The organism is Streptomyces caniscabiei, assembly GCF_014930365.1.
Classification (GTDB): domain Bacteria; phylum Actinomycetota; class Actinomycetes; order Streptomycetales; family Streptomycetaceae; genus Streptomyces; species Streptomyces caniscabiei.
This window is the reverse complement of record NZ_JABXWI010000001.1, coordinates 608,279-633,713: the sequence shown is the minus strand read 5'-3', so window position 1 is coordinate 633,713 and position 25,435 is coordinate 608,279. Positions and strand designations below refer to the sequence as shown.

Here is a 25,435-nt window from a genome sequence, read left to right as displayed (position 1 = left end):
GGCCAGGACGGACACGTAAGGTTAGCGGCCGGGCGTGGCGATCTTGGGGTGGGGCGGGGGCCTTTCACTATCCCCGCCACCTCGCGCTGTCAACACCGCCCCAACTGCCGCAGGTTCACTCCCCGTTCACCTCGTGTCCCCGTGCTCGAACACACGCCCCCCTAGCGTCGCGCTCACACCAAAAGGCACATAAGAGCATCGAGGAGCGCGCTGTGCGCAAGCTGCTGCCCATGATCGGCTCGCATCCCGGCGGCCGTTCCGCCCTGACCTGTCGGTTCCGCTGTGGCGACGCCTGCTTCCACGAGGTGCCGAACACCAGCACCAACGAATACGTGGGCGACGTCATCGCGGGCGCGCTCAGCCGTCGCTCGGTGATGAGGGCCGCCGCCGTCGTCTCCGTGGCGGGCGCGGCCGGCTCGGCCGTCTCGCTCGGCACCGCCGGACCCGCCGCCGCGGCCACCCCGGCGGACGCCGCGGGGTCCGCCGAGACCGCCGGAGCCGCGGCGTCCAAGGCCCGGCCCAAGGCCGCCCGCGGTCTGCGGTACACCTCCGTCGCGCCGAACACCGCCGACAAGGTGACCGTCCCCGACGGGTACAGGCAGAACGTCGTCATCCGCTGGGGCGAGCCGATCCTGCGCGGCGCCCCCGCCTTCGACCCGGAGAACCAGACGGGCAAGGCGCAGGCCGGCCAGTTCGGCTACAACAACGACTTCCTCGCGCTGCTCCCGCTCCCGGGCGAGCGTGGCCGGCAGCTCCTCGTCGCGAACCACGAGTACACCGACGAGGTGCTCATGTTCCGCGGCTACGACGCCGCGAACCCGACCCGCGACCAGGTCGAGGTCGCCTGGGCCGCCCACGGCCTGTCCGCCGTCGTGGTCGAGGAGGACCGGCGCACCGGCAAGCTCACCGCCGTGCCCCGCCACCACCTCAACCGCCGGGTCACGGCGACGACCGAGTTCCGGCTCACCGGCCCCGCCGCCGGATCCGACCTGCTCAGGACCTCCGCCGACCCGACCGGCCGCAAGGTCCTCGGCACCCTCAACAACTGCTCCGGCGGCACCACCCCCTGGGGCACCACGCTGCACGGCGAGGAGAACTTCAACCAGTACTTCGCCAACAGCAACCGGCCCACCGACAAGCGGTACGGCATCGGCACCGGCGCCAGCGAGCGCAAGTGGGAGCGGTTCGACAAGCGGTTCGACGTCGCCCAGGAGCCGAACGAGGTGCACCGCTTCGGGTATGTGGTGGAGTTCGATCCGTACGACCCGACGTCCACGCCGCGCAAGCACACCGCCCTCGGACGGTTCAAGCACGAGGCCGCCACCATCCGGCTCACCGCCGACGGCCGTCCAGTCGTCTACTCCGGCGACGACGAGCGTTTCGACTACTTCTACAAGTTCGTCAGCAGCAAGCGGATGCGCAAGGGGTCGAGCCGCGCGGTGCGCGAGCACAACCTGTCGCTGCTGGACGAGGGCACCCTCTACGTCGCCAAGCTGACCGGCGACTCCCCCGCCATCGAGATCGACGGCACGGGCAAGCTGCCGGCCGACGGCGAGTTCGACGGCAGCGGCGAGTGGATCCCGCTGGCCACCGCCACCGCCGAGGGCGCCGTCTCCCACGTGGACGGCATGACCGCCGACGAGGTCTTCGTCTTCACCCGGCTCGCCGGTGACAAGGTCGGCGCCACCAAGATGGACCGGCCCGAGGACATCGAGCCCAACCCGGTCACCGGCAAGGTCTACGTCGCCCTCACCAACAACTCCAACCGTGGTGTCGGCGCCAACCCCAAGGCGGACGAGGCCAACCCGCGCCACGCCAACAAGCACGGCCAGGTGCTGGAGCTGACCGAGCGCTGGAACCGGCCCGAGAGCACGAAGTTCGCCTGGCTGCTCTTCCTCGTCGCGGGCGACCCGAACGACCCGGCGACCTACTTCGCCGGCTTCCCGAAGGACGACGTCTCCCCGATCTCGTGCCCGGACAACGTCGCCTTCGACCGGTACGGCAACCTGTGGATCTCCACCGACGGCTCCCAGCTCGGCTCGCACGACGGACTGTTCGGCGTGGCGACCAAGGGGGACCGCCGTGGTGAGCTGAAGCAGTTCCTCACCGTCCCGAGCGGCGCCGAGACCTGCGGCCCGATCATCCAGGACCGTCGCGTGCTGGTGGCCGTCCAGCATCCGGGCGAGCTGGACGGGGCCACCGTCGAGAACCCGAAGAGCACCTGGCCCGACGGCGCGGGCACGTACGTCCGCCCGGCGGTCGTCGCGGTGTGGCGCGCCGACGGCTGCGACATCGGCGTCTGAGAGCGACACGCGACACCGGCGCGGACACGGCCGCGGGCCGCCCTCCTGTCGGGGAGGGCGGCCCGCGTGTGTCGCGCCGGGGTGGGCCTCAGGGGGCGAGGCAGCTCACGGCCGGGGCGCCCGCCGGGTCGAGCAGGGCGGCGGGGTCGACGAGGGCGGTCGGGTCGGCCGCCAGCTCCGTCACGGCGGCGGGCGTCTCGGCGAGACACGTGACGGTCCCGACCGGGTCCGGGATCGCGTGGGCGGCCGGGGCCATGGCGCCGGCGAGGGCGAGGGTTCCGAGCAGGACGGTCGCGGTGCGACGCATGAAAAATCCCCTTATAGGTAGGGCGGTTGAACAGGATTGATCATGTCCGCTTTTCGGCTGCGAATTCGCCCTCCGTCACCCGTGCGGGGATGACGTAACGATTCGGCGCCCTGCTCCGGGTTGACCTGCTCCGGGTTGACCTGCGGAGCTCGTGGCTCAGCGGGACGAGGTGATCGTCCGGGCCGCCGCCACCTCCTGGCGGAGCGGCTCCAGCACGCTGCCCGGCGGCCCGCTGAGGTCGGAGCGGACCTCGTAGAGGGTCTCGGTCCTGCGGAGGCCGTCCGCCAGCTCCCGCAGTTGCAGGGTGACCTGGTCGACCTCGGCGGCGGACGGGGGCTGCGCACCCTGCTTGACCCGGACCCGGGCGGCCGTCGTCGCGTCCACGATCCGCTCGACCGCGACGACCAGCGGCCACCAGGCGGCGGCGCGCCGGCCGACGGGCGGCGGTTCGGTCAGGGCCCGCTGGAACTCCGTACGGATGGTGGAGAGGTCGCGGTAGAGGCGGCGGCGGGTCCGGGCCCGGTCGGCGGGGTCCGCGGGGGTCTGCCCGAAGGCGCGTTCGACGTATGCGGCCGTGTCGGCGACGGCGTCCGCGAGCCGGTCGCCGACCCGGGCGTGCCAGCTCTCCGGCCAGAGCAGATAGCCCGCCACCAGCGCGATCACGCAGCCCATGAGGGAGTCGACCAGACGCGGGACGAGCAGATCGGCGCCCTGGTGGTTGAGGGTGTCCGAGAGCAGCAGGATCACCGGGGTGATGGCGGCCGTCTGATAGCCGTAGCCCCGGGGCGTGAAGACGGGGATGAGGGGTGCGAGGAGCAGCATCACCGGCACGTCCCACCAGCCGCGCGGCACCTCCGTGAGGATCGCGGCCGCGACCACCAGCCCCACGACCGTGCCGAGCGCCCGCAGCAGCGCCCGGGAGAACACCGACCCGAAGTCCGGCTTCAGGACGAAGGTGATGGTCAGCGCCACCCAGTACGAGCGCGGCACCGGCACGAGCGACACCAGGGCCTGGGCGATGCCGATGCACAGCGCGAGGCGCAGGCCGTAGCGCCAGGAGGTGCCGGAGAGGGCGACGTTCCGGGCGACCCGGAGGGCGCGCACGCCCAGCGGCGCGGGGCGGCCCGCCCGGTCGCCGGCCTTCTTCAGCGCGTCCGGCGACTTCTCGGTGGCGACGTCGGCGGCGTGCCGCAGGGCCTGGTCGACCGCCCGCCCGGTCTCGCTCCCGGGCTCCGGCAGCCGCAGCCCCAGCGGCCCCGAGTATCCCGTCTCCACGGCCTCCGCGAGATGCCGTACGGCCACCGGGATCTCGGCGGGCAGCGGCCGGCCGGACTGCCGTACGGCCGGGGCGGCCTCCACCAGCGGGGTGATCGCGTTCAACTGGGCCAGCAGACGTACGAGTTCGGGGCTGCGGCCGTGGTGGCGGGCGCGGCGGGCGAGGACCAGGTCGTAGGACTGGTTGAGGGACTGGGTGACCAGGAACCGCGCCTCGTCGTACGAGTCCCGCGCGTCCGGGGCCGCCGGGGTGTCCGTTGTCATCGTGGCGAGGAGGTCCGCGACCTTGCGGTAGGTGTCGGCGACCGAAGCCCGTTCCGGCACGCCCGCCCGCAGCGGCCAGGCGAGCAGCGCCAGGGTGAGGACCAGGAGGCCGCCGCCGGTCATCAGCAGCGGGGCCAGCCACCACGGGCCCGGCATCGGCAGCCCCGCGCCGATCACCGAGTTGAGCAGCAGGAGGAGCCCCGACACGGAGGCCACGGCACCGATCGAGGAGATCATCCCGGAGACGAGCGCGACCCCGGTCAGGACCCCGACGGTGACCCAGCCCTGCCCGTACGCCAGCGACCCGAGCGTGATGCCCACGGCGGCGAACAGCTGGGGGACCGCGATCTTCAGCAGCCGCATCCGGTACGCGGCGGCCGTGTCGCTGATGACGCCGGAGAGGGCGCCCATGGAGGCGAGGGCGCCGTACTCGGGACGGCCGGCGGCGAGGCCGAGCGCGAGCGGCAGCGTCAGCGCGATCGCCGCGCGCGCCACGGCCGGCCGGTTGACCGGCGCGGGCTGCGGCCGGAGGTTCCGCACCAGCCAGTCGGGCGGGGCGAGGCCGATGGGGAGCGTGCGGGGCATGCGCCCATTATGGCCACGGGTGATCGGGGGCCCCGGGGGGCGTCGGCGACCTCGCGGTTCACCCGCGCCGGTGCAGCGTGAGGTCCACGACGACGGAGTTGTGGTCGGTGCCGGACAGCTCGCGGAAGCGGACCTCGCGGGCGGAGAAGTCCTTCCGGGAGACGAGGACGTGGTCGATCTGGGCGCCGATCCTCGGGGTCGTCCGGGAGGGCCAGGTCGGCCTGCGGTCCTGCCCGGTCAGCCGGGCGGCGTCGCTCATGCCGGTGTCGAGGATCGCGCGGAAGGCCGCGTGGTCCTGGGAGGCGTTGAAGTCACCGGCCAGGATGGTGGGCGTGCGGGTGTCGTCGGCCGCGTACGCGCGCAGCGCGCCCAGCTCCCGCCGCCAGGTGTCCAGCTGGCCCGGCAGCGGCGGCATCGGGTGCGCCAGCTGGAGCCGTACGGGGTGGCCCTCGACGTCGGCGACGGCGCTCGGCATGCCCATCGAGCCGGGGATCGGGTCGGTGGACTTCAGGGGGTACCGGCTGAGGATGACGGAGCCGGTGGAGCCGTAGCCCTCGATGGACTGCCGGTGGGGGTAGTCGGGGGTCCGGCCGCTCAGATCGCCGAGCGAGTCGCGGAGCTTCGCCGAGCAGGTCAGCTCGCACTCCTCGACGAAGACGATGTCGGGGCGCTCGCGGCGCACGGCCTTGACGAGGGCGTCGGTGCCGCGGCCGAACTGCACGTTCGACGTCATCACCCGCACCTCGGCGAGTACCGGCCCGGTCGGCTCGCTCGCCTTGCCGTAGGGCTCGATGTACCAGGCGAGTGCGCCGAGGAGCAGTACGCCCCAGGTCAGGGCGATCCACCGGCGGGAGAGGAGTGCGAGCAGGAGGGCGAGGGCGGTGGGGGCGAGCAGCCAGGGCAGGAACGCGAGGAGCTGGGGGACCGGGGTGAAGGCGTCGATGTCGGCGGCGCGTGAGCCGACGACGAGGGTGACGCCGAGGAGGAGCAGGACGGCGAGGAAGGCCTTGCCGCCGTGCCGCTTGCGCGGGCGGTTCCCTGCTGTCGGTGCGGGGTCCGGGACGGGGTCCGGCCGCTCGATGGTCGCGCTCTCCACGGCCGGTGCCTTTCGCTGCTGTTTGCGGGTCCTTCTAAGGACGGGCGGGGTGCGGGGAAGGTTGCGCCGGGGGTGGGATCGGGGCGGGGCGGGGTGCGTGGGCGGGTGCGGGTCCGGTGGGGCTTCTCGCGCGGTTCCCCGCGCCCCTGAAAGGCGAAGCCGGGGCTGCGCCCGGCTTCGCCTTTCGGCCCAGGGCCGTTGTCCCTGCTCTCGGGCGTTCGGCGGAGCCTACGGCGTGGGGTCCGGGGACGTCGCCAGGGACCAGACCACGAAGACCGCGATGCCGATGCAGACGACCGACCAGACGGGCGCGTAGGGCAGGAACATGAAGTACTCGATGGCGAACAGCGAGGTCAGGGCGATCCCCACCGCGCGGGCCCAGGTCTGGCCCTGGATGACGCCCCACCCGGTGGCCAGGACGCAGAGTCCGATCACCAGGTGGATCCAGCCCCAGGTGGTGAGGCTGAACTCGAAGACGTAGTCGCCGATGTTCGTGTACACGTCGTCCGTGGCGATCCCGGCGATGCCGTTGAGGATGCCCATGACGCCGATGACCATCATCAGGACACCGGCGAAGACCATGCCGCCGTGGGCCCACTCCGAGCGGGCTCCCCGGTGGGACATCGGCGTCTCCTGCGACGTGGTGTTCGAGCGTGGTGCGGTGCTGTGCTGGGCCATGAGGGCCTCCTCCTACGGATGGACAGCTCACCCGCATGCTCACGCGGCGGGAGGAGGGCCGCATGCGGTGTAGGCCGAACGGGTGAAGCCGGGAGGCGGGAGGAGTGGGAGGGCCGGGACGGGGAACCGGGGCGCGCGGCCCGGCCCGGTGCTCAGTCCAGGCGGGTCAGGAAGGCCCCGAGCGCCTTGTTGAACTCCTCCGGGCGCTCCAGGTTCGGCAGGTGGGCGGCGCCGTCGACGATGTGCAGGGCGGAGTCGGGCAGGGCGGCGTGCATGGCCTCGGCGTCGGAGACCGGGGTGTACTCGTCGTCGGCGCCCACGACGACCAGCGCCGGGACGGTGACGCGGGTGAGCAGCTCGCGGTAGTCGGGGCGCTCGGCCCGCCCGCGCAGGGCCGCCGCGGCGCCCTCGGGGTCGGTGTCCGTCATCATGCGGCGCACCCGGGCCGCGACCTCCGGGTCGGCGTACGGCGCGACCATCTTGAACAGCACCTCGTCGGCGTACCCCGCCATGCCCTCGCGCAGCAGCCGGTCGGCCATGGCGTTCCGGGTCCGTTTGCCCTCCTCGGTCTCGGCGGCCGGGAAGGTGTCGGCGAGGAGGAGGCCGCGGACGCGGTGCGGGAACAGGCGGTAGCACTCCATCGCGATCTGGCCGCCCATGGAGAGTCCCCCGAGGACGAACTCCGGGACCCCCAGGCCGTCCAGGAGCGCGGCGATGTCCTCCGCGAAGGTGGAGAGCGGGGTGACGCCCGGGACGACGGGGGACCGGCCGTAGCCGCGCAGATCGGGCGCGACGACGCGACGGGTGGGGGAGAACTCGGTGATCTGCGGGTGCCACATCGTGCGGTCGAAGGGGTGGCCGTGGACGAGGACGAGAGGGAGGCGCGCGGGCCGGCCCGCGGGACCGGCTTCCCCGAGGAGTCCCTCGGGTTCCCCTTTGTCCTCGTATGCGAGGAAGGTGGTCATGACATCGACCCTAGAGCGCCCCAACTCCTCGGTGCAATAAGATCTTTGCCCTCGGTGCAATGTGGTGGCCGGGTGGAGCCGGACAGGCGTGAGTGGACGAGAGTCGAGTGGGTCGAGGGAGGGGGGCGGCCGTGGCCGACTACCGGCGGATCGCCGATCGCATCGCGGAGGACATCGCTTCCGGGCGGCTGAAGCCCGGTGACCGGCTGCCGCCGCAGCGGGTGTTCGCGCGGCGGCGGGGCGTCGCCGGGTCCACCGCCGGGCGCGTGTACGCGGAACTGGTGCGGCGCGGGCTGGTCGTGGGCGAGGTCGGGCGCGGGACGTTCGTACGCGCGGCGCCGGCGGCGTCGGTGGGGCGGGCGCTGGCCGAGCAGGCGGGCTCGGCGCCGGTGAACCTGGAGCTCAACTACCCTTCCGCGCCCGGTCAGTCGGAGCTGCTGGCCGCCGGGCTGGAACCGCTGCTGCGGCCGGACGTGCTGACGGACGCGCTGCGCACGGCCCCCGCGACCGGTACGGCCGCCGCGCGCGAGGCGGCGGCCGGGCTGCTCGCCACCGCCGGCTGGCGCCCGGACCCGGGACGGTTCCTCTTCGCGGGCAACGCCCGCCAGGCGATCGCCGCGGCCCTCGCCCATCTCGTACGGCCCGGGGGGCGTGTCGGCGTCGAGTCCCTCACGTATCCGCTGGTCAAGGAGATCGCCGGGCGGCTGGGGGCGACCCTGGTGCCGCTCGCGACGGACGGGGAGGGGCTCCGGCCGGAGGCCGTGGCCGCCGCGCACCGGGCGGCGCCGCTGTCGGCGGTGTACGCGCAGCCGACGCTGCACAATCCGACGTCCGTGACGATGGGCGCGGGGCGGCGGGCCGAACTCGCCCGTGTGGTGCGGGAGTTGGACCTGCCGGTGATCGAGGACCGGATCTGGTCGTTCCTGGCGGGCGGGGACGAGGGTGATGGCGTGGGGGCGCTGCCGCCGTTGGCCGCGTACGCGCCGGAGCGGGTGTTCGTCGTGGACGGGCTGTCCAAGCGGGTGGCGCCGGGGCTGACCGTCGGCTTCCTCGTGGTGCCGGACGGCCGGGTCGAGGGCGCGGCGGACGCGTTGCGGTCGGGGGGCTGGGCGGCGGGGCGGTTCGCGTTGGAGGCGGGGGTGCGCTGGATCGGGGACGGGACGGTCGGGCGGCTGGTCGCGGCCAAGCGGGCCGACGCGGCGGCACGGCAGCGGCTGGTCGCCGAGCACCTCGCGGGGTTCACCGTGCGGGGGGACGCGCGGGCCTACTACGCGTGGTGGGAGCTGCCCGAGCCCTGGCGGGCGGACACGTTCCGCGCGGCCGCCGCCCAACGGGGTGTGGCGGTGACGCCCGGGCCGGCGTTCCGTGTCGCGGGGGCGGTCACCGCCGCCGACTGCGTCAGGCTCGGGCTCGCGTCGGTTCCTCCGCCGGTGCTGGCGGAGGCGCTGCGGACGCTCGGCGATGTCGCACGAGCCGGCCCGTGAGCCAGGCGGCCCCGGCCACGGTCGTACCGAGCAGCACCAGTCCCCAGGTCACCGTGCGCAGGGTGGCCGTGAGGGCGTCGTAGACGGCCCCGGCGGCAGCAGGGGAGACGTCCGGGGGCAGGTCGGCGAGTGTCAGGTGGCGGCCGAGGGCCACGGCGACGCCGAGCAGCGCACCGCCGAGCGCCGCGCCGAGACCCGTCGCGCAGACGGCCCGACGACGCTGCGTCGCGACGAGGACGCCACCGGCGGCCAGCGCGAGCGCACCGACCGGAAGCCAGAACGCGGCGATTTCGAGCACGTGATACCCCTTTCGAAGCTGGACCAGTTCCGCGGCCGACAACACCTCGACCTCGGTGCGCGCGACCGGGATGCGGTGGGCGAACGGCACGTGGTCGCGCACGAGTTGCCGTTTGACGCGCTCGCCGACCGGCGCGAGGTCGAGAGTCACCGCCCGCGCCCCGCCGACGCCGGGCCCGCCCGTGCCCCCGCCGCCGGTGTCCTCCGCGCGCACCGCCGTCAGCACCGCGTCGTGCGCCGCCCGGTTCACCATGTGCCACGCCGTGCGGAACGCCTCGGTCTGCGTGAAGGAGTGCGCCGCGTCGTGCGTGAACTCCCGTACCGGCCGCCGCAGCGGCGGACCCACCCGGACCTCGCGCAGGACCCCGGCGGCGACCGCGTCCGCGAGCGCCTCCCGTACGTCCGGGTCCGTGGCCAGCGGCGCCATGACCGCCTCGTACCGCGTCCGGTCCGCGAGTTCGTACGTCGCCCACGCGGCCAGCGCGCCCACCGGTATGAGCAGGCAGGCGAGCGCGGTCAGTACGGCCGACAGGGCGGCGCGGACGGGGAGGGACACCCCTCCAGGCAAGACCCCCGCCCACGACCTCGCGAGCGCTCCCGACCCGTGTGACTGCGAATGGCCCCCCAGGACAAGCCGAACGGGGAGGGGCCGGGGGCGCGGTCCGCTCCGGTGGAGCGCTCACTCGAACGGGTGTTACCTGGAGGAAGAGTGACAGGGGGTTGGCGAAGGGGGGCGTCGAGGAGGCAAGGCATGCGTAGTGACCCGCGTACTCCGAGTTCTTCCATCTCCCCGTGTTCCCCGGCCACTTCCGCCCTGCGGGCCCTCGTCGCGGCCGGGATCACCGGTGGTGTGCTCGCGGTGTCGGCGCTCGGCACCACGGCGGCGGGCGCCTCCGACGGCTCCGTCCGGGGCACGGTCGTCTCCGGCGGCGACCTCAACCTCCGCGCACAGCCGACCACGGACTCCCGCGTCGTCGGCTCCCTCGCGCCCGGCAGCCGGGCCGTCGTCGACTGCGAGGTCCGGGGACAGAAGGTGTTCGGCGACCCGCACTGGTACTGGCTCGGTGACGTCCGAGGCTGGGCGAGCGCGGTGTACGTCGACACGCACGGCCGCTCGGTGCCGAACTGCACGGACCCGTGCCCGAACTGGAAGGACTGCGATCCCTGCCAGGACGGGCACGGTTCCGGGTCTGTCTCGTTCACGTGGACCTTCACGGCCTCCGGCACCTGGGAGTGGGAGGAGGAGTGAGAGTCAGGGCAGGCGGTGGCCCGCCGCGTCCTCGTGGGTGTAGTAGCGGTAGAAGGCGACCGCGAAGACCGCCGCCGCGATGGCGAGGGACATGAGCGTGGAGCGCACCACGGAATGCGCTGAGTCCTGGCTGTAGAGGAAGCCGAAGGCGCAGCCCGCGAAGGCGGCCCAGAGGGCGGCGTGCGGTTCGCGGCGCAGGCGGGGTGCGACGGTCTGTACGGCGAGGTAGAGCGCCGCGAACACGAACGCGGTCACGAAGCCGAAGAGGACGTTCCAGCCGGTGATGGGGCCGGCGTCGCGGTTCATCGCCGCGGCCCAGTAGCCGTAGACGAGGCCGAGGACCACCGGCAGGATCAGCTTCGTGAGCCGGTGGGTGCGCTCACTGAAGACATCGGGCGTGGCCGGCCCCGCCGACCTGCCCGGGACCGGGGTCCGGCCCGGGACCGAGGGCCTGCCGGGAATCACCGGCCGCCCCGGAGTGGGTGCCGATTGAGCCATGGGAGCACTCCTCTCTTCCCTCCCCCGCCACTCTCCGCCCCGTCTACCAGACCACACCTGGGGGGAGCCGCTGGCAAGTCGGGGGGCGGAGGTGGTGACGGGCGGGGTATCTGTGTCTGTGCGTGTGTCTGTGCGTGTGTCTGTGCGTGGGCGGGTGCTGGTCCGGTGGGGCTTCTCGCGCAGTTCCCCGCGCCCCTGAAAAAGCAGGGGCTGCGCCCCGTGCTTTTTCGGCCCGAAAGCTCCGTAGGCCCTTAAGGGGCGAGGGGAACTGCGCGACCAGCCCCCACTCCCCCCGCACCCGCCCACGGATGCGGGGGGAGTGGGGGCGTGTTTCGCTGTGGGCATGCGGATGCGGATGCCGGTGTCTCTCGGGCGCCGGGACCCGGACCCCGTCGCGCGGCAGCAGCCGCTGCGGATCCGTGGGCGGAACGTCGCCTGGCTGCCCCCGCTCGTGGTGCTGCTCGCCGTACCGGTGGTCGACTGGTACACCGGCGGCGACTTCCGGGTCATCTCCTGGCTGGTGCTCGTACCGGGCACGGCCGCCGCGGTCTGCCGGGTGTGGACGACGGCGCTGTTCGCGGCGCTCGCGATGCTCATGTACATCGTGGGCGACAACTCCTGGCCCCACCAGGAGCGCACCGGCCTCCCCGACTTCGTCCTCGTCGCCCTCGGCGGGATCCTGTCCGTGCTGGCCTGCGCGGTACGGCTGCGCGGCCAGGAGCGCATGCTGCACATGCGGGCCGTCGTCGACACCACCCGCCGCATCCTGCTGCGCCAGCTCCCGCCGGACGTCGGCGGCCTCGACCACGCCGAGATCTATCTCGCCGCCGACAGCGAGGCCCGCGTCGGCGGCGACTTCTACGACATCCAGCCCAGCCCGCACGGCACGCGCGTCGTCATCGGCGACGTCCAGGGCAAGGGGCTCGCGGCGGTGGAGGCGGCCTCCGTCCTGCTCGGCACGTTCCGCGAGGCCGCCTACCACGAGGCCGAACCGGCCACCGTGGCCGAGCGGTTGGAGACCCGGATGGTCCGCCATGTGCGCTACTGCGCGCACGTCGGCCGCGACGACGCCGAACGCTTCGCCACCGCCGTCCTGCTGGACTTCCCCGAACTGCGCAGCGAGCGCACCGACTGGGGCCCGGACCTCACGGGGCTCGACGCGCTCACCGTGGACGTCGTCAACTTCGGCCACGAGCCCCCGCTGCTGCTCTCCCCCCGCGGTGTGCGCTTCCTGCCGCTGCGGGACGGACTGCCGCTGGGGCTCGCGGAGCTGGCGCCGCGGGAGACCCGGACGGCCACCGTGCGGCTGGCCGCCGACGAGACGTTGCTGCTGGTCACGGACGGGGTGACGGAGGCGCGTGACGGGCGCGGGGTGTTCTTCCCGCTCCGTGAGTACGTCGCCCGCGCCCTCGCCGCCGGGGCACCCGCCCTCGACCCCGGGGCCCTGGTCCGCCTCGTCCGCGACGGTGTCCTCGCCCACACCGGCGGCGGCCTCGACGACGACACGACGATCTTCGCGGTCCGGCGGGCCTCGGAGCCGATACGACGGGCCCCGAGCGCCCCACGGTGACCTCCGCCCCCGCCCCGCCCCTCACTCCGGCCGCCCACGGACCCTTGCGCCGCCCCCGCCCCGGCCCCTGCCCCGGCCGGCCTCTGCTCCGGTCCCTGCCCCTGGCCGCGCTCCGGCCTCTGCCCCGGCCTCTGCTCCGGCGGCGCTCCGGCCTCTGCCCCGGCCTCTGCTCCGGCGGCGCTCCGGCCTCTGCCCCGGCCGCCCGCCGACCCCCCTCCGGCCGCGCTCCGGCCCCTGCTGCAGCCCCTGCCCCTGGCCGCGCTCCGGCCCCTGCTCCGGTGGCGCTCCGGCTCCTGCCCCTGGCCGCGCTCCGGCCCCTGCTCCGGCCCCTGCTCCGGTGGCGCTCCGGCCCCTGCTCCGGACGCGGTTCGACCTCCGCTCCGGCCGCCCGCCGACCCCCTGCCCCGGTGGCGCTCCGGCCCCTGCCCCGGCCGCGCTCCGGCCCCTGCTCCGGATGCGGTTCGACCTCCGCTTCGGACTTCCGTCGGCCCCCGCCCCGGCGCCGGCCCGGCCCCGCTCCCGCAGCCTCCTTTCCCCCTTTGCACGCGCAGCGGTTACGGTGCTGGCTGGTGCGGGTGATCGACGGGAAGTCGGCCGGGAGGCCGGCGGGAGTCGATGACCGGCGACGACCGGCGAAGTCCGGTGACGGCGAGTCGATGGGGAGGGAACGATGCCGGGAACGGTGCTGCTGCTCGCGGCCTCACCCATGGGCAAGGGCTGCCTGGTGGACGCGGCCTCCGTGCTCCCCGTACTGGCGGCCGTCACACCCGAGGTGCTGTCCGGCGCGGGGACGGCGAACGTCGTGGAGCTGGCCGATCCGCTGGAGCCGCAGGCCGTCCTGACGCGCTTGCGCGCGGCGGCCACCGCACCCGGTCCGCTCACCGTGTACCTCGCCGGCCAGCTGCAACTCGACCGCAAGCAGCGGCTCGTCCATCTGGCGCTGGCGCGGACGACACCGGCGACCGTCCGGTACACCGCGTTCCCCTGGCACTGGATCGTGGAGGAACTGCGGCTGCGCACGCCCGGGACGACCACGCTGTTCGTCGATCTGCACGCCGACGCGGAGGTGTGGCAGCAACTGGCCGGGCGGCCGTTGACGGCCGGGCCCGGGGTGAGCGTGTACGGGCGGGTCGCGCCGCCGACGGGGGGCGTGCGGCGGGGGGTGGCCGCGCCGGCGTACATGAAGGCGCTGGCGACGATACTGCGCAGCGGGCAGCGGCCGGAGCCGCCGGCGCTGCACGAGCAGGTGCTCGCCCGTACCGCGGGCTACGGCGACCTGCTGCTCTCCTACGACGCGACGGGCCCCGTGCCGGGTGCCGCGCACGGGGGCCCCGCCCCCGCCGTCACCCGTTCCCGACCCCAGGGCGCGCCCCCGGTCCCGCGCAGCGGACCGCCGGCCCCGCCCGCACCCGCCGGACACACCGGTACGGGTCAGGCCGAGAACCCCGCGCCCCGGCCGCCCATTCCCACTCCACCGAGCCCACCCACTCCGCCGACTCCACCCACGCCCCCCGCCTCCCCGCCGCACGCCGCCGCCGTCCCCGGCGTCGATCCGCACGGTGCCATCAGTGTGGCCGTCGGGGCGGGGCGGCACGGCGAGGCCGACGACCTGGCCGCTCGCTGGGAGCAGGACGCCCTGCGGGAGTACGGGGACGGGTCGGAGGAGGTGCTGCACTGGCGGGAGGTGCGGGCGGACCTGGCCATGTTCGCGGGCGACCCGGCGGGCAGCTGTGCGGCCTGGATGGGGGTCGCGCGGGCGCGGCTGGCGGCGGGGCGGCCGGTTCAGGACCCGGCGGTCGAGGCCGCGGTCGACCGGGCGCACCACCAGTGGGGGCTGATCACGGACACCGCGCGCGCCCATGAACTGGGAGTGGAATTCGTGGAGTTGCGGGGTCTGGTCCCCGGACGGCGCGCCGGGGCCCTGGAGCACGCCCGGCAGCATCTGGCCGAACTTCGGCGGCAGCCCGCGTAGGTGTTGAGGTCGGCCCGGCACGTGCCCGGTAGGCCGAGCCGGGTCGATGAGCCGTCGTTCCGTTCGTCGTAGATCGATGAGCCGTCGATCAGGGCGAATGCCGGGCCGACCTCGGAGGGGGAGTTCGTACGGGGCCGCACTGTGCGTACGCGCGTACACACGGTGGACACCGCACGTGGCCCACTTAAGCGGTCGTGGCTCCGAAGCGGGTCGGAGCCGGATCAGAGGTTGATCAGAAACTCCCCAGCCGTCGGCAAAGTCCACCTCACCTCACCACCCATGGGCTATGCCGGGCGGCTCAGGACGGCGCCGGGATGCGGACCCTGAACCAGGCTCCCCGGTGCGACGGTTCGGAGGGCTCCAGCGTGACCACGCCCCCGTGGGCCGTCGCGATCGCCGCGACGATGCTGAGGCCGAGCCCGCTGCCGGCGGCCCGCGGCTCCTCGCCGCGTACGAAGGGGTCGAAGAGCCGGGGGCGGAGTGCGTCGGGGATCCCCGGGCCGTCGTCCAGCACCTCGATCACCCGGTGGCCGTCCTCCGTACCGAGCCCGAGCGTGATCGTCGTCCCCGGTGGTGTGTGCACGCGGGCGTTGGCCAGCAGGTTGGCGACCAGCTGGTGCAGCCGCGACGGGTCGCCGGTGACCGTGTGGTCGCCGGGGGCCAGCAGCAGCCGTACGGGCCGGTCGGGGTGGCAGTCACGGGCGGCGGTGACCGCGTCGCGGCACAGCTGGGCGAGGTCCACGCAGGTCAGCCGGAGGGGCTGGCCGAAGTCCAGGCGGGTCAGCAGCACCAACTCGTCGATGAGGGCGCCCATCCGGCCGACCTCGGTGGTGATCCGGTCGAGCGCCTCCTGCCGCATCGGTTCGTACGCGGGGTCGCCGGCCCGGGCGAGTTCGGCGTAACCGGAGATCGTGGTGAGCGGGTTGCGCAGTTCGTGTCCGGCGGCCGCCATGAACGCGCGCAGCCGCCGTTCGGTGTCCTGCCGTTCCCTGACCTCACGGCGACCGAGGCGGCGGGCGCCGATCAGGACGGTGGCCAGGAGGGGGAGCGCGGCGGCCGTCTCGACCTGGAGCAGGCGCTCGACGGCCCGCCGGTCGTCGGCGGTGGACCGGGCGGTGACGACATAGCCGCCCCGGCGATTCCGGCCGGTCTCCGCCGTGCGGACGACCTTCGCGCGGTAGTTCTCCCCGAACGCCGAGGGCGCGGACCGGGCCGCGTACGCCCGCAGTCGGGCGGGCGTGAGCGCCGGGAACGCGGGCAGGCCGGGGGATCCCGGGTACCGCTCGACGACCCTGCCCCGGTCGTCGAGGACGAGGACGAGACCGTTCTCGTCGAGGGGCGGGGCCGGGGGGAGGGCGGAGGGGGAGGGCGCGGTCGCCGAGGCGTACGGGGAGGGTGCCCGCTCGCCGGGGCTGCCGAGGGGCACCGCGCCGGCGAAGCCGCCGGCTCTCGTGATCTCCTGGTCGGTGCGGGCCGTGAGGTTTTGGGCGAGGGTGTGGGCGGAGAGCGCGGCGACGGCGCCCAGGGTCGCGAGCGTGGCGATCAGCCAGAAGCCGACGGTGCGCTGACCCGTGCGGTGGGGGCGGATCGGCCGCTCGACCGGGGGGACGGGGCGCCCGGGAACGGGCCGGGCGCACGTGTCACCCGGCGCGAGCAGCCCGACCGCCCGGATGCTCTCCCCCAGCCCGGTGAACCCGCTCATGTCCGCGACCCGCCCGGACCCGCTGTGCCGTCCCCGGAAGGGGCTCCGTTCAGCTGGCGCACAGTTGGTAGCCCACTCCTCTGACCGTTCGTATGAGGGACTGGCCCGGCCCGCCGAGTTTGCGGCGCAGGTAGTAGATGTACGTGTCGACGACGCCGGAGCCCTCGTCGCGGTGGTTCCAGACGCGTTCCTGGATCTGGCGCCGGGACAGCACGCGGCCGGGGTTCTCCATGAGGTAGCGCAGGAGGGCGAACTCGGTGGTGGTGAGTTCGACGGGGCGGCCGTCGGCCCAGACCTGGTGGGCGTCGGCGTCGAGCTGGACCGCGCCGGCGCGGAGGCGGTTGCGGTCGGGCGCGGGGTGTCCGCCGCCGGCCCGGCGCAGCAGGGCGCGGACCCGGGCGGCGATCTCCTTCAGCTCGAACGGCTTGGTGACGAAGTCGTCGCCGCCCATGTCGAGTCCGCGGACCCGGTCGTCGACGCCGCCGAGGCCGGTGAGGAACAGGACCGGGACGGTGTTGCCCCGGTCGCGCAGGGTCCGGCACACCTCGAAGCCGCTGAGGTCGGGGAGGTTGACGTCGAGGAGGATCAGATCGGGGTCGTGGCGGGTGACGGCCTGGAGCGCCTGGCGGCCGGTGGCCGCGGCGGTCACCTGGTGGCCGAGGAACTCCAGCGCCATCGTCAGCATGGAGCGGATCCCCTCCTCGTCGTCCACGACGAGGAGCCGCGCGGCCGACGTGGCTGACGACGAAGCCGCTGGTGGGGGTGTGGAGGGAGCGGCGGGCACAGGCGTGGTCATGTCCTGTTCCTTTGCGAACGTGGCCTCAGATTGAGGTCTCAAGTTTCGAACAGGGCCGTATCGTCACACGTACCGGCAGGTAAGGGAGACCGCTCCCCCCGTCATTCGGAACGCCCCCGTCCGGGGGCGCCCCTCCTGTCACTTGGTGTAGATGAAGTACTTCCAGGGGCCGTACGTCGTGGTGTTGACGTTGTCGCCCGAGGTCGTGTCGTGGTACTCCGAGCGGAAGCGGAGGCGGACGTCCGTGGTCGGGGTGCCGGTGAGGGTCACGTCGGACCTGCCCGCGGTGCCGAGGGGGAAGTACTCGGAGCCCCCGTCGTGCCAGGCGCCGTCGTAGTGGAACTGAAGCTGGAGCCGCTGCTTGCGCTCCGGGTAGTACGACATCGTGGTCTTCAGGACCGGGTCCTTGGACTTGCGGATGTAGTGGTACTTCTGGCCCCACGCCGTCCGGGTCTTGTAGTGGCCCGAGATCGACGACGCGATGGCGACCTTGGTGTAGACGGTGTTGGTGACCGTCTTCGCCTTGTAGCGCGCGTCGCCCGCGAACTTCACCGAGAGCTTGGTGTCGCGCTTGAGGTCCACGGTGACCGACAGGTTGCCGCTGGAGTTCACCGTCCCCGACTTCACCAGCTTGTTCGGCCTGTCCGAGCCGTACGGGTCGGCCCAGATCTCGACCTTGCGGTTCTTGTACGTCGAGCCGAGGTGTGCCGTGAACTTCACGTCCGCGCCGTACGCGTACGTCTTGCGGTTCTTGTCCAGCGTCAGCGTGGGCGTCGCCCGGGAGACCTCGACGGAGCGGGAGGCGGACGCGGCGGTGTGCTGCGCGTCGCCGGCGTACGACACCTTGTAGGTGACCTTGCCACCGGCCGGCGGGGTGTCCGTGAAGGAGAACTTGCCGCCCGTGCCCAGCGTCTTGGTGCCGAGCGACTTGCCCGTGGGGGACTCCAGGTCGGTCCGGGTGACCGTGAGCGGGGTGCCGGCGGGCAGCGGCAGCGTGGCCGTCAGGGTGCCGGAGACCGTGAGCGGCTTGGCGCGGGTGGCCGTCGCCGGGGCGCTGACCGTCAGGGCCGGCTTGGACTTGGTGGGGTCGTCGTAGACGCGGAGGCTGTACTCGCTGTCGAAGTTCCCCGTCAGCGCGAACAGCCTGCTGCCGCCCGGCTCCCAGGCGAGCCCGCCGGTGGCGAGGTCGTCGGAGCCGCTGATCGTGTCGGTGTCCGGCAGCTCGTACTCCCGCACGGGCGTCGTCGTACCCGGCGTGAACACGTAGATGTCCGGGTCGTACGGGGAGCTCGTCCCGGCGGCGAGGGTCCCGTCCGGGGCGATCGCCACCGAGTTCGGGTGGTGCTCCGTCGTGAACGAGCCGACCTGCGCGAGGTCGGTCGTCTGCCACACCTTGTGCTGGTCGCCGGCCTGGGCGGTGATCAGCCGGCTGCCGTCGGGCGTGAAGGCGAGGTCGCTGGTCATGCCGGACTGGCCCGGACCGCCGACGCGCGCGGTACGGACGGCCGTGCTGCCGGAGACGTCGAACACGGCGAGGTTGAACCAGTAGACCTCCGGGGAGGCCGCGGCCACCACGTCCGGGTCGGCCGGCGACACGGCGAGGCGGGGCGCGCCCGTCCAGTCGGTGTCGGCGTCCTGGGCGAGCGCCACCACGGGCTGCTCACCGGAGACGTCCAGCGAACCGATGTCCCCGTGCTCCTTGTCGCCGTACCCGAACCAGACCTTGCCGCCCGCGAGGGCGAGGTGGGTCGGCTTGGTGCCGTCGCCGGTCGGGTACCGCCCGGCCTCGGTCATGCCGACGGCGTCGATGGCCACGATCGTGTCGGCGCCGGGCACGGCCGCGTAGAGGGTGCCCGAGTCGGCGGAGAGGGCGAGACCCGTCACCCCGGGCAGGGAGGCGACGGTGCCGAGGACCGTGCCCGAGTAGTCCGTGGCGACGACCTTGCCGCTGTACGGGTCGCTGACGAAGACCCGGTGGTGGGCGCCGTCCACGAGGAAGTCACCCGCCGACTTGACCGGCAGGACCTTGCTGCTGTCGGCCGCGGCGGGCGCGACCGTGCCGACCGCGAGCGCGGCCGAGCTGAAGAGGACTGCCAGCGCGGTGGCAGCCGGAAGAGTGCGCATACGCACAGGTTTCGAACCCCCCGGAACGAAAGAAATGGGCGCGTCGTCGGATGCCGTCGCCCGGGGTCGGTGTGTTCGACCTGTGCCGCGCGTGTGACACCTGTGACGCGTGAGCGAAGACTAGGTCATGCCTCTGACAAGAGGGTCACAGGGGGTGGTGGGGAACTCAACGTATTTACGGGACGCACGTCCACTCCGGCGCACGCGCCCTCCGCGCACCCCGCGCGCGGTCACCCGAACGGCCCTGAGGCGCGCCGTCACCCGGTCGGCCCACTGCTATCCACAAGGGGAGGGGACGTATCCGACGTACCCGCGAAGGGAAGAACCACCCATGGTCAGCCTGTCCGTCGACCTGTCCGTCGACTTCACCCAGGGCTTGGACGACGCCTGGTCCAAGGTCGCGCAGTTCGTACCGCAACTCGTCGCCTTCCTCGTCATCCTGGTCGTCGGCTGGTTCGTCGCGAAACTCGTCTCCCGCGTCGTCGACCGCGTCCTGCGCAAGGTCGGCTCCGAGCGCCTCTCCGAACGTGCCGGAACGTCCCGGCTGCTGCGGGACTCCTCGTACGACCTGACCGGCATCCTCCGCCGGATCGTGTACTACGCGCTGATGCTGATGACCCTGCAGTTCGCGCTGGGCGTCTTCGGCGCGAACCCCGTCAGCGCGCTGATCGACGACATCGTGGGCTGGCTGCCGCGCGCCGTCGTCGCCGTGGTCCTCGTGGTCGTCGCGATGGCAATCGCCAACGCGGTGCGCGGGATCGTCGGGGGCGCGCTCGCCTCCCTCTCCTACGGCCGCACCCTCGCGACCGCCGTCTGGGCCTGTGTCGTCGGCCTCGGCGTCATCGCGGCGCTCGGCCAGGCAGGCATCGCCCAGGACGTCACCCGGCCCGTCCTCTACGCCGCGCTCGGCACGGTCGCCGGCATCCTCGTCGTCGGTGTCGGCGGCGGACTGATCGGCCCGATGCGGCAGCGCTGGGAGCGGATGCTGACGACGGTGGAGCGGGAGACCGTGCAGGCGCGGGGGAGCGTGGCGGCGTACCGGGCGGGCCGCGAGACGGCGATCGGCCACCAGGCGGGCTCCCGCGAGCGGGCGGACACGGCGAGCACCGAGAGCTGACCGCCACGCACGATGACGGCGGCGCCCGGCCTCGATGGAGAGCCGGGCGCCGCCGTCATGCGTGGTGTTCGTGTCCGTCCGGTCCTCTTCGGACGGTCAGCCCGCGCCGTTCGGGTCGAAGGCGATGCCCGCCGGCAGGGCGCGGCTCAGCTCGGTGGTGAAGCGGCCGTCCTTCAGCGGGAAGTTCGCGTCGCCCCAGGTGGCGTTCTGCATCGTGCTCTGGAGGCTCGACGTCCAGGTGTTGCCGGTGCCCGGGTAGCTGTTCCAGCTGACCAGGCCCGGGAAGTCCCAGCCGCCGTTGCCCCAGGCCTCCGCCGTCTCACCGGACTTGGCGAAACGGAACGCGTGGGTCAGCGCGCCGTCCTTGTGGTAGACGACCTTCAGCCGGACCCCGTCCTTCGGGACCGAGGCGAACGTGGTGGTGGAGTAGCCGCCGTGCGCGGAGACGGACACGTACTCCGGCGTGCTCGCGCCCTGCCGAACCCAGACCACCGCGGCCTCCCAGTCGTGCCGGTGCGAGGTGGCCGTGCAGTCGGCACAGCTCATGTCCTTCTCGAAGTACAGGGTGTAGACGATGGCGCACCACCCGTTGTTGCACTTCACGCGCGAGTACGTGTTGGCCTTGCCGAGGTGGTCCGAGCGGCACTGACCGGTGACCGGACCGCTGTCGTCGAGACCGCCGTTGAGGGTGCCGCTCGCATTGATCGCCGCCGCCGGGAAGCAGCTGTCGGAGTCGTAGTCGAAGACCGGCTGGAACGTCTTCTGGAACGAGGTCGTGCTCTCGTTCAGCGGGTTCAGCACGCCCGCGTGCGCGCTGCCGGTGAACCCGATGGTCAGGGCGACGGCGCTGCCCGCGACCGCCGCGGCCCTGCCGAGACGGGTGAGGCGCGAACGCACGGACTCCGTGGACCTGTTCGTGGCGTGGGACATCAGCGGTTTCTCTCCACTCGGCTCAGCGTGGGGGACGCCGGTGATCCGGCTCTGCGGAACCGAGGCTGGCAAGCGGAAAGTTGATCGGCACCTCCTTCCACCGGGGCAATCAACTCCGCGCCCCGCTTCCGAGTTGTTCGGCCCGGCGTACGGCGGCTGTCATCAACACCACACTTCGCGCGCCCAGGGTTACGCGTGTCCACCTGCGTACGTATGGTGAGCGCCGCCTGAACCGGAAGCGGGTGATCCTGTGGGGCGTCCCGAAAGACCGTTGGACCCGGCCGCCGGGCCCGTGCAGCGCCTCGCCCACGAACTGCGGGAGCTGCGCCGGGCTGCGGGCGGCCCGTCCTACCGGGCCATGGCCGAGGACGCCGGCTTCTCCGCGACGACCCTCTCCCAGGCGGCGGCCGGCGAACGGCTGCCCTCCCTCGCCGTCGTCCAGGGCTACGTCCGGGCCTGCGCAGGCGATCCGGCCGACTGGGAGCCGCGCTGGAGGGAGGCCGACGCCGCGGCCGGCGCGGCCGCCGTGGAGGACGGCGGCGACCACCCGGCGCCGTACCGGGGTCTCGCCCGCTTCGAACCCGGCGACCACGCCCTGTTCTTCGGCCGCGACCGGCTGGTGGAGGAACTGGGCGACCTGGTCGACGCCCACCGCTTCGCGGCCGTCTTCGGCGCCTCGGGCAGCGGCAAGTCGTCCCTGCTGCGCGCCGGTTTCCTGCCCCGGCTGCGCGAGCGGATCGCCCGGCAGGAGTGCGTGTCCGTGCTGCGGGTCCTCACCCCCGGCGCCCGCCCGGCCGAGACGTACGGCCACCTGCTGACCGTGGCCGACGGCGAACCGGACTGCTGGGTCGTCGTCGACCAGTTCGAGGAGGTGTTCACCCTCTGCCGGGACGAGACGGAACGGGCCCGCTTCCTCGACCTGCTGCTCACCGCCCGCGACCCCGCCTCCCGCCTCCGGGTCCTCATCGCCGTACGCGCCGACTTCCACGCCCGCTGCGCCGAACACCCGGGCCTCGCCGAGGTCCTGCGCCACGCCGGGCTGCCCGTCGGCCCGATGACCGCCGACGAGCTGCGCGAGGCGGTGGTACGGCCCGCGCAGGCGGCCGGACTCCTGGTGGAACGTTCCCTCGCCGCCACCGTCGTCGAGGAGGTCCAGGGCCGCCCCGGCGCGCTGCCCATGCTGTCGCACGCCCTGCTGGAGACCTGGCGCCGCCGCCGGGGCCGCATGCTCACGGCCGCCGCGTACGAGGCGGCCGGCGGCATCGACGCCGCGATCGCGGCGAGCGCGGAGGCCGTCTTCGGCGAGCTGTCCGCGCCGCAGGCCACCGCCGCCCGGCAGTTGCTGCTGCGGCTGGTCGAACCGGGCCGGGGCACCGTCGACACCGGGCGCCCGCTGACCCGGGACGAACTCTCCGAGTGCTCCCACCCCGACATCCCCGTGGTCGCGGAACGGCTCGCCCGCGCCCGGCTGCTGACCGTCGACGAGGAGGGCGTCCGCCTCGCCCACGAGTCGCTGATCGCCTGCTGGCCCCGGCTGCACGGCTGGATCGACCAGGACCGCGAACGGCTGCGCCACCACCGGCAGCTCACCGAGGCCGCCCGCGCCTGGCTGGAGCACGACCGCGACCCCGGCACGCTCTACCGGGGCACCCGGCTGGCCCGGGCCGAGGAGGTGTTCCCCGGCCACACCCGTGACCTCGCGCTCACCGGGGCCGAACGGGCTTTCCTCACCGCCGCGTTCGACGTCCGGGAGACCGAGCGCCGCGCCGCCGGCCGTGCCACGCGCCGCGCCCGGGCCCTGGTGGGCGCGCTCTCCGCGGTCCTCGCGGTGGCGCTCGTCGCCGGGCTCGCGGCCTGGCGGCAGCGTGATGACAACGTTCTCCAGCGCACACAGAACACCGCGCGCCGGGTCGCCGCCGTCGCGGACGGCCTGCGCACCACCGATCCGCGCGCCGCACTCCTCCTCGGCATCGCCGCCTGGCGCATCGCCCCGCTCCCGGAGACCCGCCGCGCGCTCCTCGGCTCCCTCGCCCAGCCCGAGGTGGACGCCTTCAGCGACCCCGCCTCCGGCTACCGCTCCCAGCGGTTCCTCGCCGACTCCGGCCGCACCCTCCTCAGCGTCGACGACCGCACCTGGCAGACCTGGGACCTCGCCACCCGCCGCACCACCGCCTCGGGCCACCTCCCGCCCGGCGAGGTCCTGGCCGCGGGCCCCGACGCCCGCGTCCTCGCGATCTCGACGACGCCGGGGGCGGGGGACGGCGACGCGCCCGGAACCGTCCGGCTGTGGGACGTGCGCGCCGGCCGGTGGACCGGGGGAGCGCCGCTGCGGCTGTCGGGCGGGGAGGGGACGGAGATCGCGTTCGGGGCGAGCGGGGGGAGTTATGTGGTGGGGGAGGGCGCGGACGCCGCCGCGGATGGTTCGGGGGCGGACGGGGCTTCGGGTGCGGATGCGGCGGCTGGGTCGGTCGGTGAGCGGGGGCGGGTGCGGGTGCGGTCCGTCGTGGACGGGGCCGTGTTGTTCGAGGCGCGCGGGGTCACGCCGGCGAACGTGGCGCCCGACGGGGACGACCGCCGGGTGGCCGTGTGCCCGGCCGGGAAGGCGCCGCGCGTGCTGGAGGTGGACGGGCGGCGGGTGGTGCACGGCTCCTGGGAACGGGAGCGCGGGGTCTGCGGCGCCGACTCGGCGGTGGTGTTCGGCGCGGCCGGCCGCTTCGCGGTCGTGGCCGGTGGCGAGGTACGGGTGTGGGACGCCAGGACCGGCACCCGGGTGGCCGTGCTCCAGGACCCCGGCGTGCGGTACGCCGCGTTCAGCGGGGACGGCGACTTCCTGGCGACCGCCGGTTCCGCCGACGAGATCCGGGTGTGGCGGCCGTCGTCACCGGCCGCCCCCGTCCTCCGGCACCCCCTCAACAACCAGCACCTGCGCGGCGGTCTCGCCTGGGACCCGGGAACGTCCGTGCTGCGCTACCTGGAGGGCGGCACCGCCCACACCCTCGACCTGACGACCACGGTCACCGCGGCCTGGCGCGACCGCCCCGTGGACGCGGTCCTGCTGAGCCCGGACGGCCGCCTGTACGCCACGGCCACCCGTACGGGGCCGGGCACCCCGACCGGCACCGGCGACGGAAGCGCGGGAGGCGGAAGCGCAGGCGCCGGAAGCGCGGGCGCCGGTCGCGTGGACGCCGGCTCCGGGTTCCGCTTCGAGCTCCGCGACACCCGCGACGGCCGCCTGATCCGCACCCTGCCGTCCTCGCCCTCGCCCGCTCCCCCGGCTCCGGCCTTCGTCACGTCCCCGGCCGGCTCCCCCGAGCGGCTCGCCCCGGCCGACACCGTCCCCCGGATGGCGTTCAGCCCCGACGGAGGCAGGTTCGTCTACGGCGTCACCGGCCCCGGCGCGCGGGGCGCGTCGCAGTGGTTCACCGTCTGGGACGTGGCCCGGGGTCGCGCCCAGAGCGTGCTGGACCTGGGCCGTACCCGGTCCGGCACCGAGGTGACGGCGCTGGCCCTGACCCCCGACGGCCACACCCTCTTCACCACCCGGACCCCCGTCGACGGCGAGCCGAGCAACGAGCAGTGGAACACCGAGACCCGCGGCCGCACCGACACCCTCACCGGCCCGGGCCTGGGCGGCGCGCGCCTCGCGCTCAGCCCCCGCGACGAACTGGTCGTCGGCGACAACCGGGTGGCCCGCGACGGCACCGGGCGGAGCGCCGCGCTGGACCTCGTCCAGGGCGACCACATCAGCGCGCTGGCGTTCAGCCCCGACGGCAGCCGGGTCGCGGCGGGCGACCGCACCGGCCGGGTCGCGCTGTGGGACGGCGACCTGCGCCGCCGGGCCGGTGTCCTGCGCAACGTCTTCCCGGCCCCGCTCGGCGGCGGCACCCCGGAGGCCGTCAGCGCCCTCGCGCTCAGTCCCGACGGCCACACCCTCGCCGTCGGCGGCGACGCCGGCACCGTCCAGCTCTGGGACACCACCACCCAGCAGCCACTGGGCGGACCGCTCCCCTCCCCCGGCGAGCGCATCGCGTCACTCGCCTTCAGCCCCGACAGCACGACCCTCTACGCCGGCGGCGCCCATGTCCCCCTGCTCCGCCACACGGTCGCCCCGGGCCGCACCATCGCCCAGGTCTGCGCCCGCGCCGGGAACGAGGATCTGTCGAGGGGCGAGTGGGCCACGTACGTGCCGGACGCGCCGTACCGAGAGGTGTGCGGCTGAGGGG

Annotated in this window: 18 protein-coding genes; 7 read left to right on the top strand and 11 right to left on the bottom strand. The window is 74.0% G+C overall.

Annotated elements, in window-relative coordinates; genetic code table 11:
- The first annotated feature begins 212 nt into the window (after positions 1-212).
- Positions 213-2,303 (top strand): PhoX family protein, encoded by a 2,091-nt coding sequence (locus HW837_RS03075; RefSeq protein ID WP_093790274.1) that lies wholly within the window; start codon positions 213-215, stop codon positions 2,301-2,303.
- An 88-nt stretch (positions 2,304-2,391) separates the two neighbouring features.
- Here the strand turns inward: HW837_RS03075 and HW837_RS03070 are convergent, their stop codons facing one another.
- From HW837_RS03070 to HW837_RS03050, 5 genes are all read right to left on the bottom strand, one after another.
- On the bottom strand, positions 2,392-2,610 hold the full coding sequence (locus HW837_RS03070) for a hypothetical protein (protein WP_045558598.1): 219 nt from the start codon (positions 2,608-2,610) through the stop codon (positions 2,392-2,394).
- 156 nt (positions 2,611-2,766) lie between these two features.
- Positions 2,767-4,734: an FUSC family protein gene (locus HW837_RS03065; RefSeq protein WP_193379383.1), complete on the bottom strand. Its 1,968-nt coding sequence runs from the start codon at positions 4,732-4,734 to the stop codon at positions 2,767-2,769.
- 58 nt (positions 4,735-4,792) lie between these two features.
- The gene (locus HW837_RS03060) at positions 4,793-5,830 is read right to left on the bottom strand and encodes an endonuclease/exonuclease/phosphatase family protein (RefSeq protein WP_193379384.1); all 1,038 of its coding nucleotides are present in this window, start codon (positions 5,828-5,830) and stop codon (positions 4,793-4,795) included.
- 228 nt (positions 5,831-6,058) lie between these two features.
- Positions 6,059-6,508: a DUF7144 family membrane protein gene (locus HW837_RS03055; RefSeq protein ID WP_045558601.1), complete on the bottom strand. Its 450-nt coding sequence runs from the start codon at positions 6,506-6,508 to the stop codon at positions 6,059-6,061.
- Between the two features lie 152 nt (positions 6,509-6,660).
- Positions 6,661-7,473 (bottom strand): alpha/beta fold hydrolase, encoded by an 813-nt coding sequence (locus HW837_RS03050; protein WP_193379385.1) that lies wholly within the window; start codon positions 7,471-7,473, stop codon positions 6,661-6,663.
- Positions 7,474-7,604: 131 nt separating this feature from the next.
- Here HW837_RS03050 and HW837_RS03045 point away from each other — a divergent pair, with 131 nt between their 5' ends.
- Positions 7,605-8,957: an aminotransferase-like domain-containing protein gene (locus HW837_RS03045; RefSeq protein ID WP_193379386.1), complete on the top strand. Its 1,353-nt coding sequence runs from the start codon at positions 7,605-7,607 to the stop codon at positions 8,955-8,957.
- On the opposite strand, the gene HW837_RS03040 is transcribed toward HW837_RS03045, so the two are convergent.
- Entirely contained in the window at positions 8,872-9,810 is a 939-nt protein-coding gene (locus tag HW837_RS03040; protein WP_313895513.1) for a hypothetical protein, read from the bottom strand. The two genes, HW837_RS03045 and HW837_RS03040, sit on opposite strands and share 86 nt — an antisense overlap.
- Positions 9,811-10,005: 195 nt before the next feature.
- Here HW837_RS03040 and HW837_RS03035 point away from each other — a divergent pair, with 195 nt between their 5' ends.
- Positions 10,006-10,503: an SH3 domain-containing protein gene (locus HW837_RS03035; protein ID WP_045558605.1), complete on the top strand. Its 498-nt coding sequence runs from the start codon at positions 10,006-10,008 to the stop codon at positions 10,501-10,503.
- Positions 10,504-10,506: 3 nt separating this feature from the next.
- Here HW837_RS03035 and HW837_RS03030 read toward each other — a convergent pair whose 3' ends face one another.
- Positions 10,507-11,001 carry a hypothetical protein gene (locus HW837_RS03030; protein WP_078853531.1) on the bottom strand — a complete coding sequence of 165 codons (495 nt, stop codon included), beginning with the start codon at positions 10,999-11,001 and terminating at the stop codon, positions 10,507-10,509.
- 349 nt (positions 11,002-11,350) lie between these two features.
- Here HW837_RS03030 and HW837_RS03025 point away from each other — a divergent pair, with 349 nt between their 5' ends.
- Together HW837_RS03025 and HW837_RS03020 are read left to right on the top strand one after the other, a co-directional pair.
- Entirely contained in the window at positions 11,351-12,571 is a 1,221-nt protein-coding gene (locus tag HW837_RS03025; protein ID WP_234379502.1) for a PP2C family protein-serine/threonine phosphatase, read from the top strand.
- Between the two features lie 670 nt (positions 12,572-13,241).
- The gene (locus HW837_RS03020) at positions 13,242-14,543 is read left to right on the top strand and encodes a hypothetical protein (protein ID WP_045558607.1); all 1,302 of its coding nucleotides are present in this window, start codon (positions 13,242-13,244) and stop codon (positions 14,541-14,543) included.
- A gap of 298 nt (positions 14,544-14,841) precedes the next feature.
- Here HW837_RS03020 and HW837_RS03015 read toward each other — a convergent pair whose 3' ends face one another.
- The 3 genes from HW837_RS03015 to HW837_RS03005 form a co-directional block, all read right to left on the bottom strand.
- Positions 14,842-16,245, bottom strand: coding sequence for a sensor histidine kinase (locus HW837_RS03015; protein WP_045558608.1), 1,404 nt, complete (start codon positions 16,243-16,245; stop codon positions 14,842-14,844).
- A gap of 49 nt (positions 16,246-16,294) precedes the next feature.
- On the bottom strand, positions 16,295-16,957 hold the full coding sequence (locus HW837_RS03010; RefSeq protein ID WP_045558609.1) for a response regulator transcription factor: 663 nt from the start codon (positions 16,955-16,957) through the stop codon (positions 16,295-16,297).
- Between the two features lie 222 nt (positions 16,958-17,179).
- The gene (locus HW837_RS03005; RefSeq protein WP_045558610.1) at positions 17,180-19,165 is read right to left on the bottom strand and encodes a WD40 repeat domain-containing protein; all 1,986 of its coding nucleotides are present in this window, start codon (positions 19,163-19,165) and stop codon (positions 17,180-17,182) included.
- Positions 19,166-19,496: 331 nt separating this feature from the next.
- Here HW837_RS03005 and HW837_RS03000 point away from each other — a divergent pair, with 331 nt between their 5' ends.
- Positions 19,497-20,282 carry a mechanosensitive ion channel family protein gene (locus tag HW837_RS03000; protein WP_045558611.1) on the top strand — a complete coding sequence of 262 codons (786 nt, stop codon included), beginning with the start codon at positions 19,497-19,499 and terminating at the stop codon, positions 20,280-20,282.
- 96 nt (positions 20,283-20,378) lie between these two features.
- Here HW837_RS03000 and HW837_RS02995 read toward each other — a convergent pair whose 3' ends face one another.
- Positions 20,379-21,212 carry an NPP1 family protein gene (locus HW837_RS02995; protein ID WP_193379388.1) on the bottom strand — a complete coding sequence of 278 codons (834 nt, stop codon included), beginning with the start codon at positions 21,210-21,212 and terminating at the stop codon, positions 20,379-20,381.
- A 250-nt stretch (positions 21,213-21,462) separates the two neighbouring features.
- Between HW837_RS02995 and HW837_RS02990 the strand changes: the two genes are divergently transcribed.
- Positions 21,463-25,431 (top strand): nSTAND1 domain-containing NTPase, encoded by a 3,969-nt coding sequence (locus HW837_RS02990; protein WP_193379389.1) that lies wholly within the window; start codon positions 21,463-21,465, stop codon positions 25,429-25,431.
- The last annotated feature ends 4 nt before the right edge of the window (positions 25,432-25,435 follow it).

What these genes read in the sequence shown, in the direction of transcription:
- HW837_RS03070 (WP_045558598.1), bottom strand. Translation starts at nt 2,610, where the DNA reads ATGCGTCGCACCGCGACCGTCCTGCTCGGAACCCTCGCCCTCGCCGGC.
- HW837_RS03065 (WP_193379383.1), bottom strand. Translation starts at nt 4,734, where the DNA reads ATGCCCCGCACGCTCCCCATCGGCCTCGCCCCGCCCGACTGGCTGGTG.
- HW837_RS03055 (WP_045558601.1), bottom strand. Translation starts at nt 6,508, where the DNA reads ATGGCCCAGCACAGCACCGCACCACGCTCGAACACCACGTCGCAGGAG.
- HW837_RS03050 (WP_193379385.1), bottom strand. Translation starts at nt 7,473, where the DNA reads ATGACCACCTTCCTCGCATACGAGGACAAAGGGGAACCCGAGGGACTC.
- HW837_RS03035 (WP_045558605.1), top strand. Translation starts at nt 10,006, where the DNA reads ATGCGTAGTGACCCGCGTACTCCGAGTTCTTCCATCTCCCCGTGTTCC.
- HW837_RS03030 (WP_078853531.1), bottom strand. Translation starts at nt 11,001, where the DNA reads ATGGCTCAATCGGCACCCACTCCGGGGCGGCCGGTGATTCCCGGCAGG.
- HW837_RS03025 (WP_234379502.1), top strand. Translation starts at nt 11,351, where the DNA reads ATGCGGATGCCGGTGTCTCTCGGGCGCCGGGACCCGGACCCCGTCGCG.
- HW837_RS03020 (WP_045558607.1), top strand. Translation starts at nt 13,242, where the DNA reads ATGCCGGGAACGGTGCTGCTGCTCGCGGCCTCACCCATGGGCAAGGGC.
- HW837_RS03015 (WP_045558608.1), bottom strand. Translation starts at nt 16,245, where the DNA reads ATGAGCGGGTTCACCGGGCTGGGGGAGAGCATCCGGGCGGTCGGGCTG.
- HW837_RS03005 (WP_045558610.1), bottom strand. Translation starts at nt 19,165, where the DNA reads ATGCGCACTCTTCCGGCTGCCACCGCGCTGGCAGTCCTCTTCAGCTCG.
- HW837_RS03000 (WP_045558611.1), top strand. Translation starts at nt 19,497, where the DNA reads ATGGTCAGCCTGTCCGTCGACCTGTCCGTCGACTTCACCCAGGGCTTG.
- HW837_RS02995 (WP_193379388.1), bottom strand. Translation starts at nt 21,212, where the DNA reads ATGTCCCACGCCACGAACAGGTCCACGGAGTCCGTGCGTTCGCGCCTC.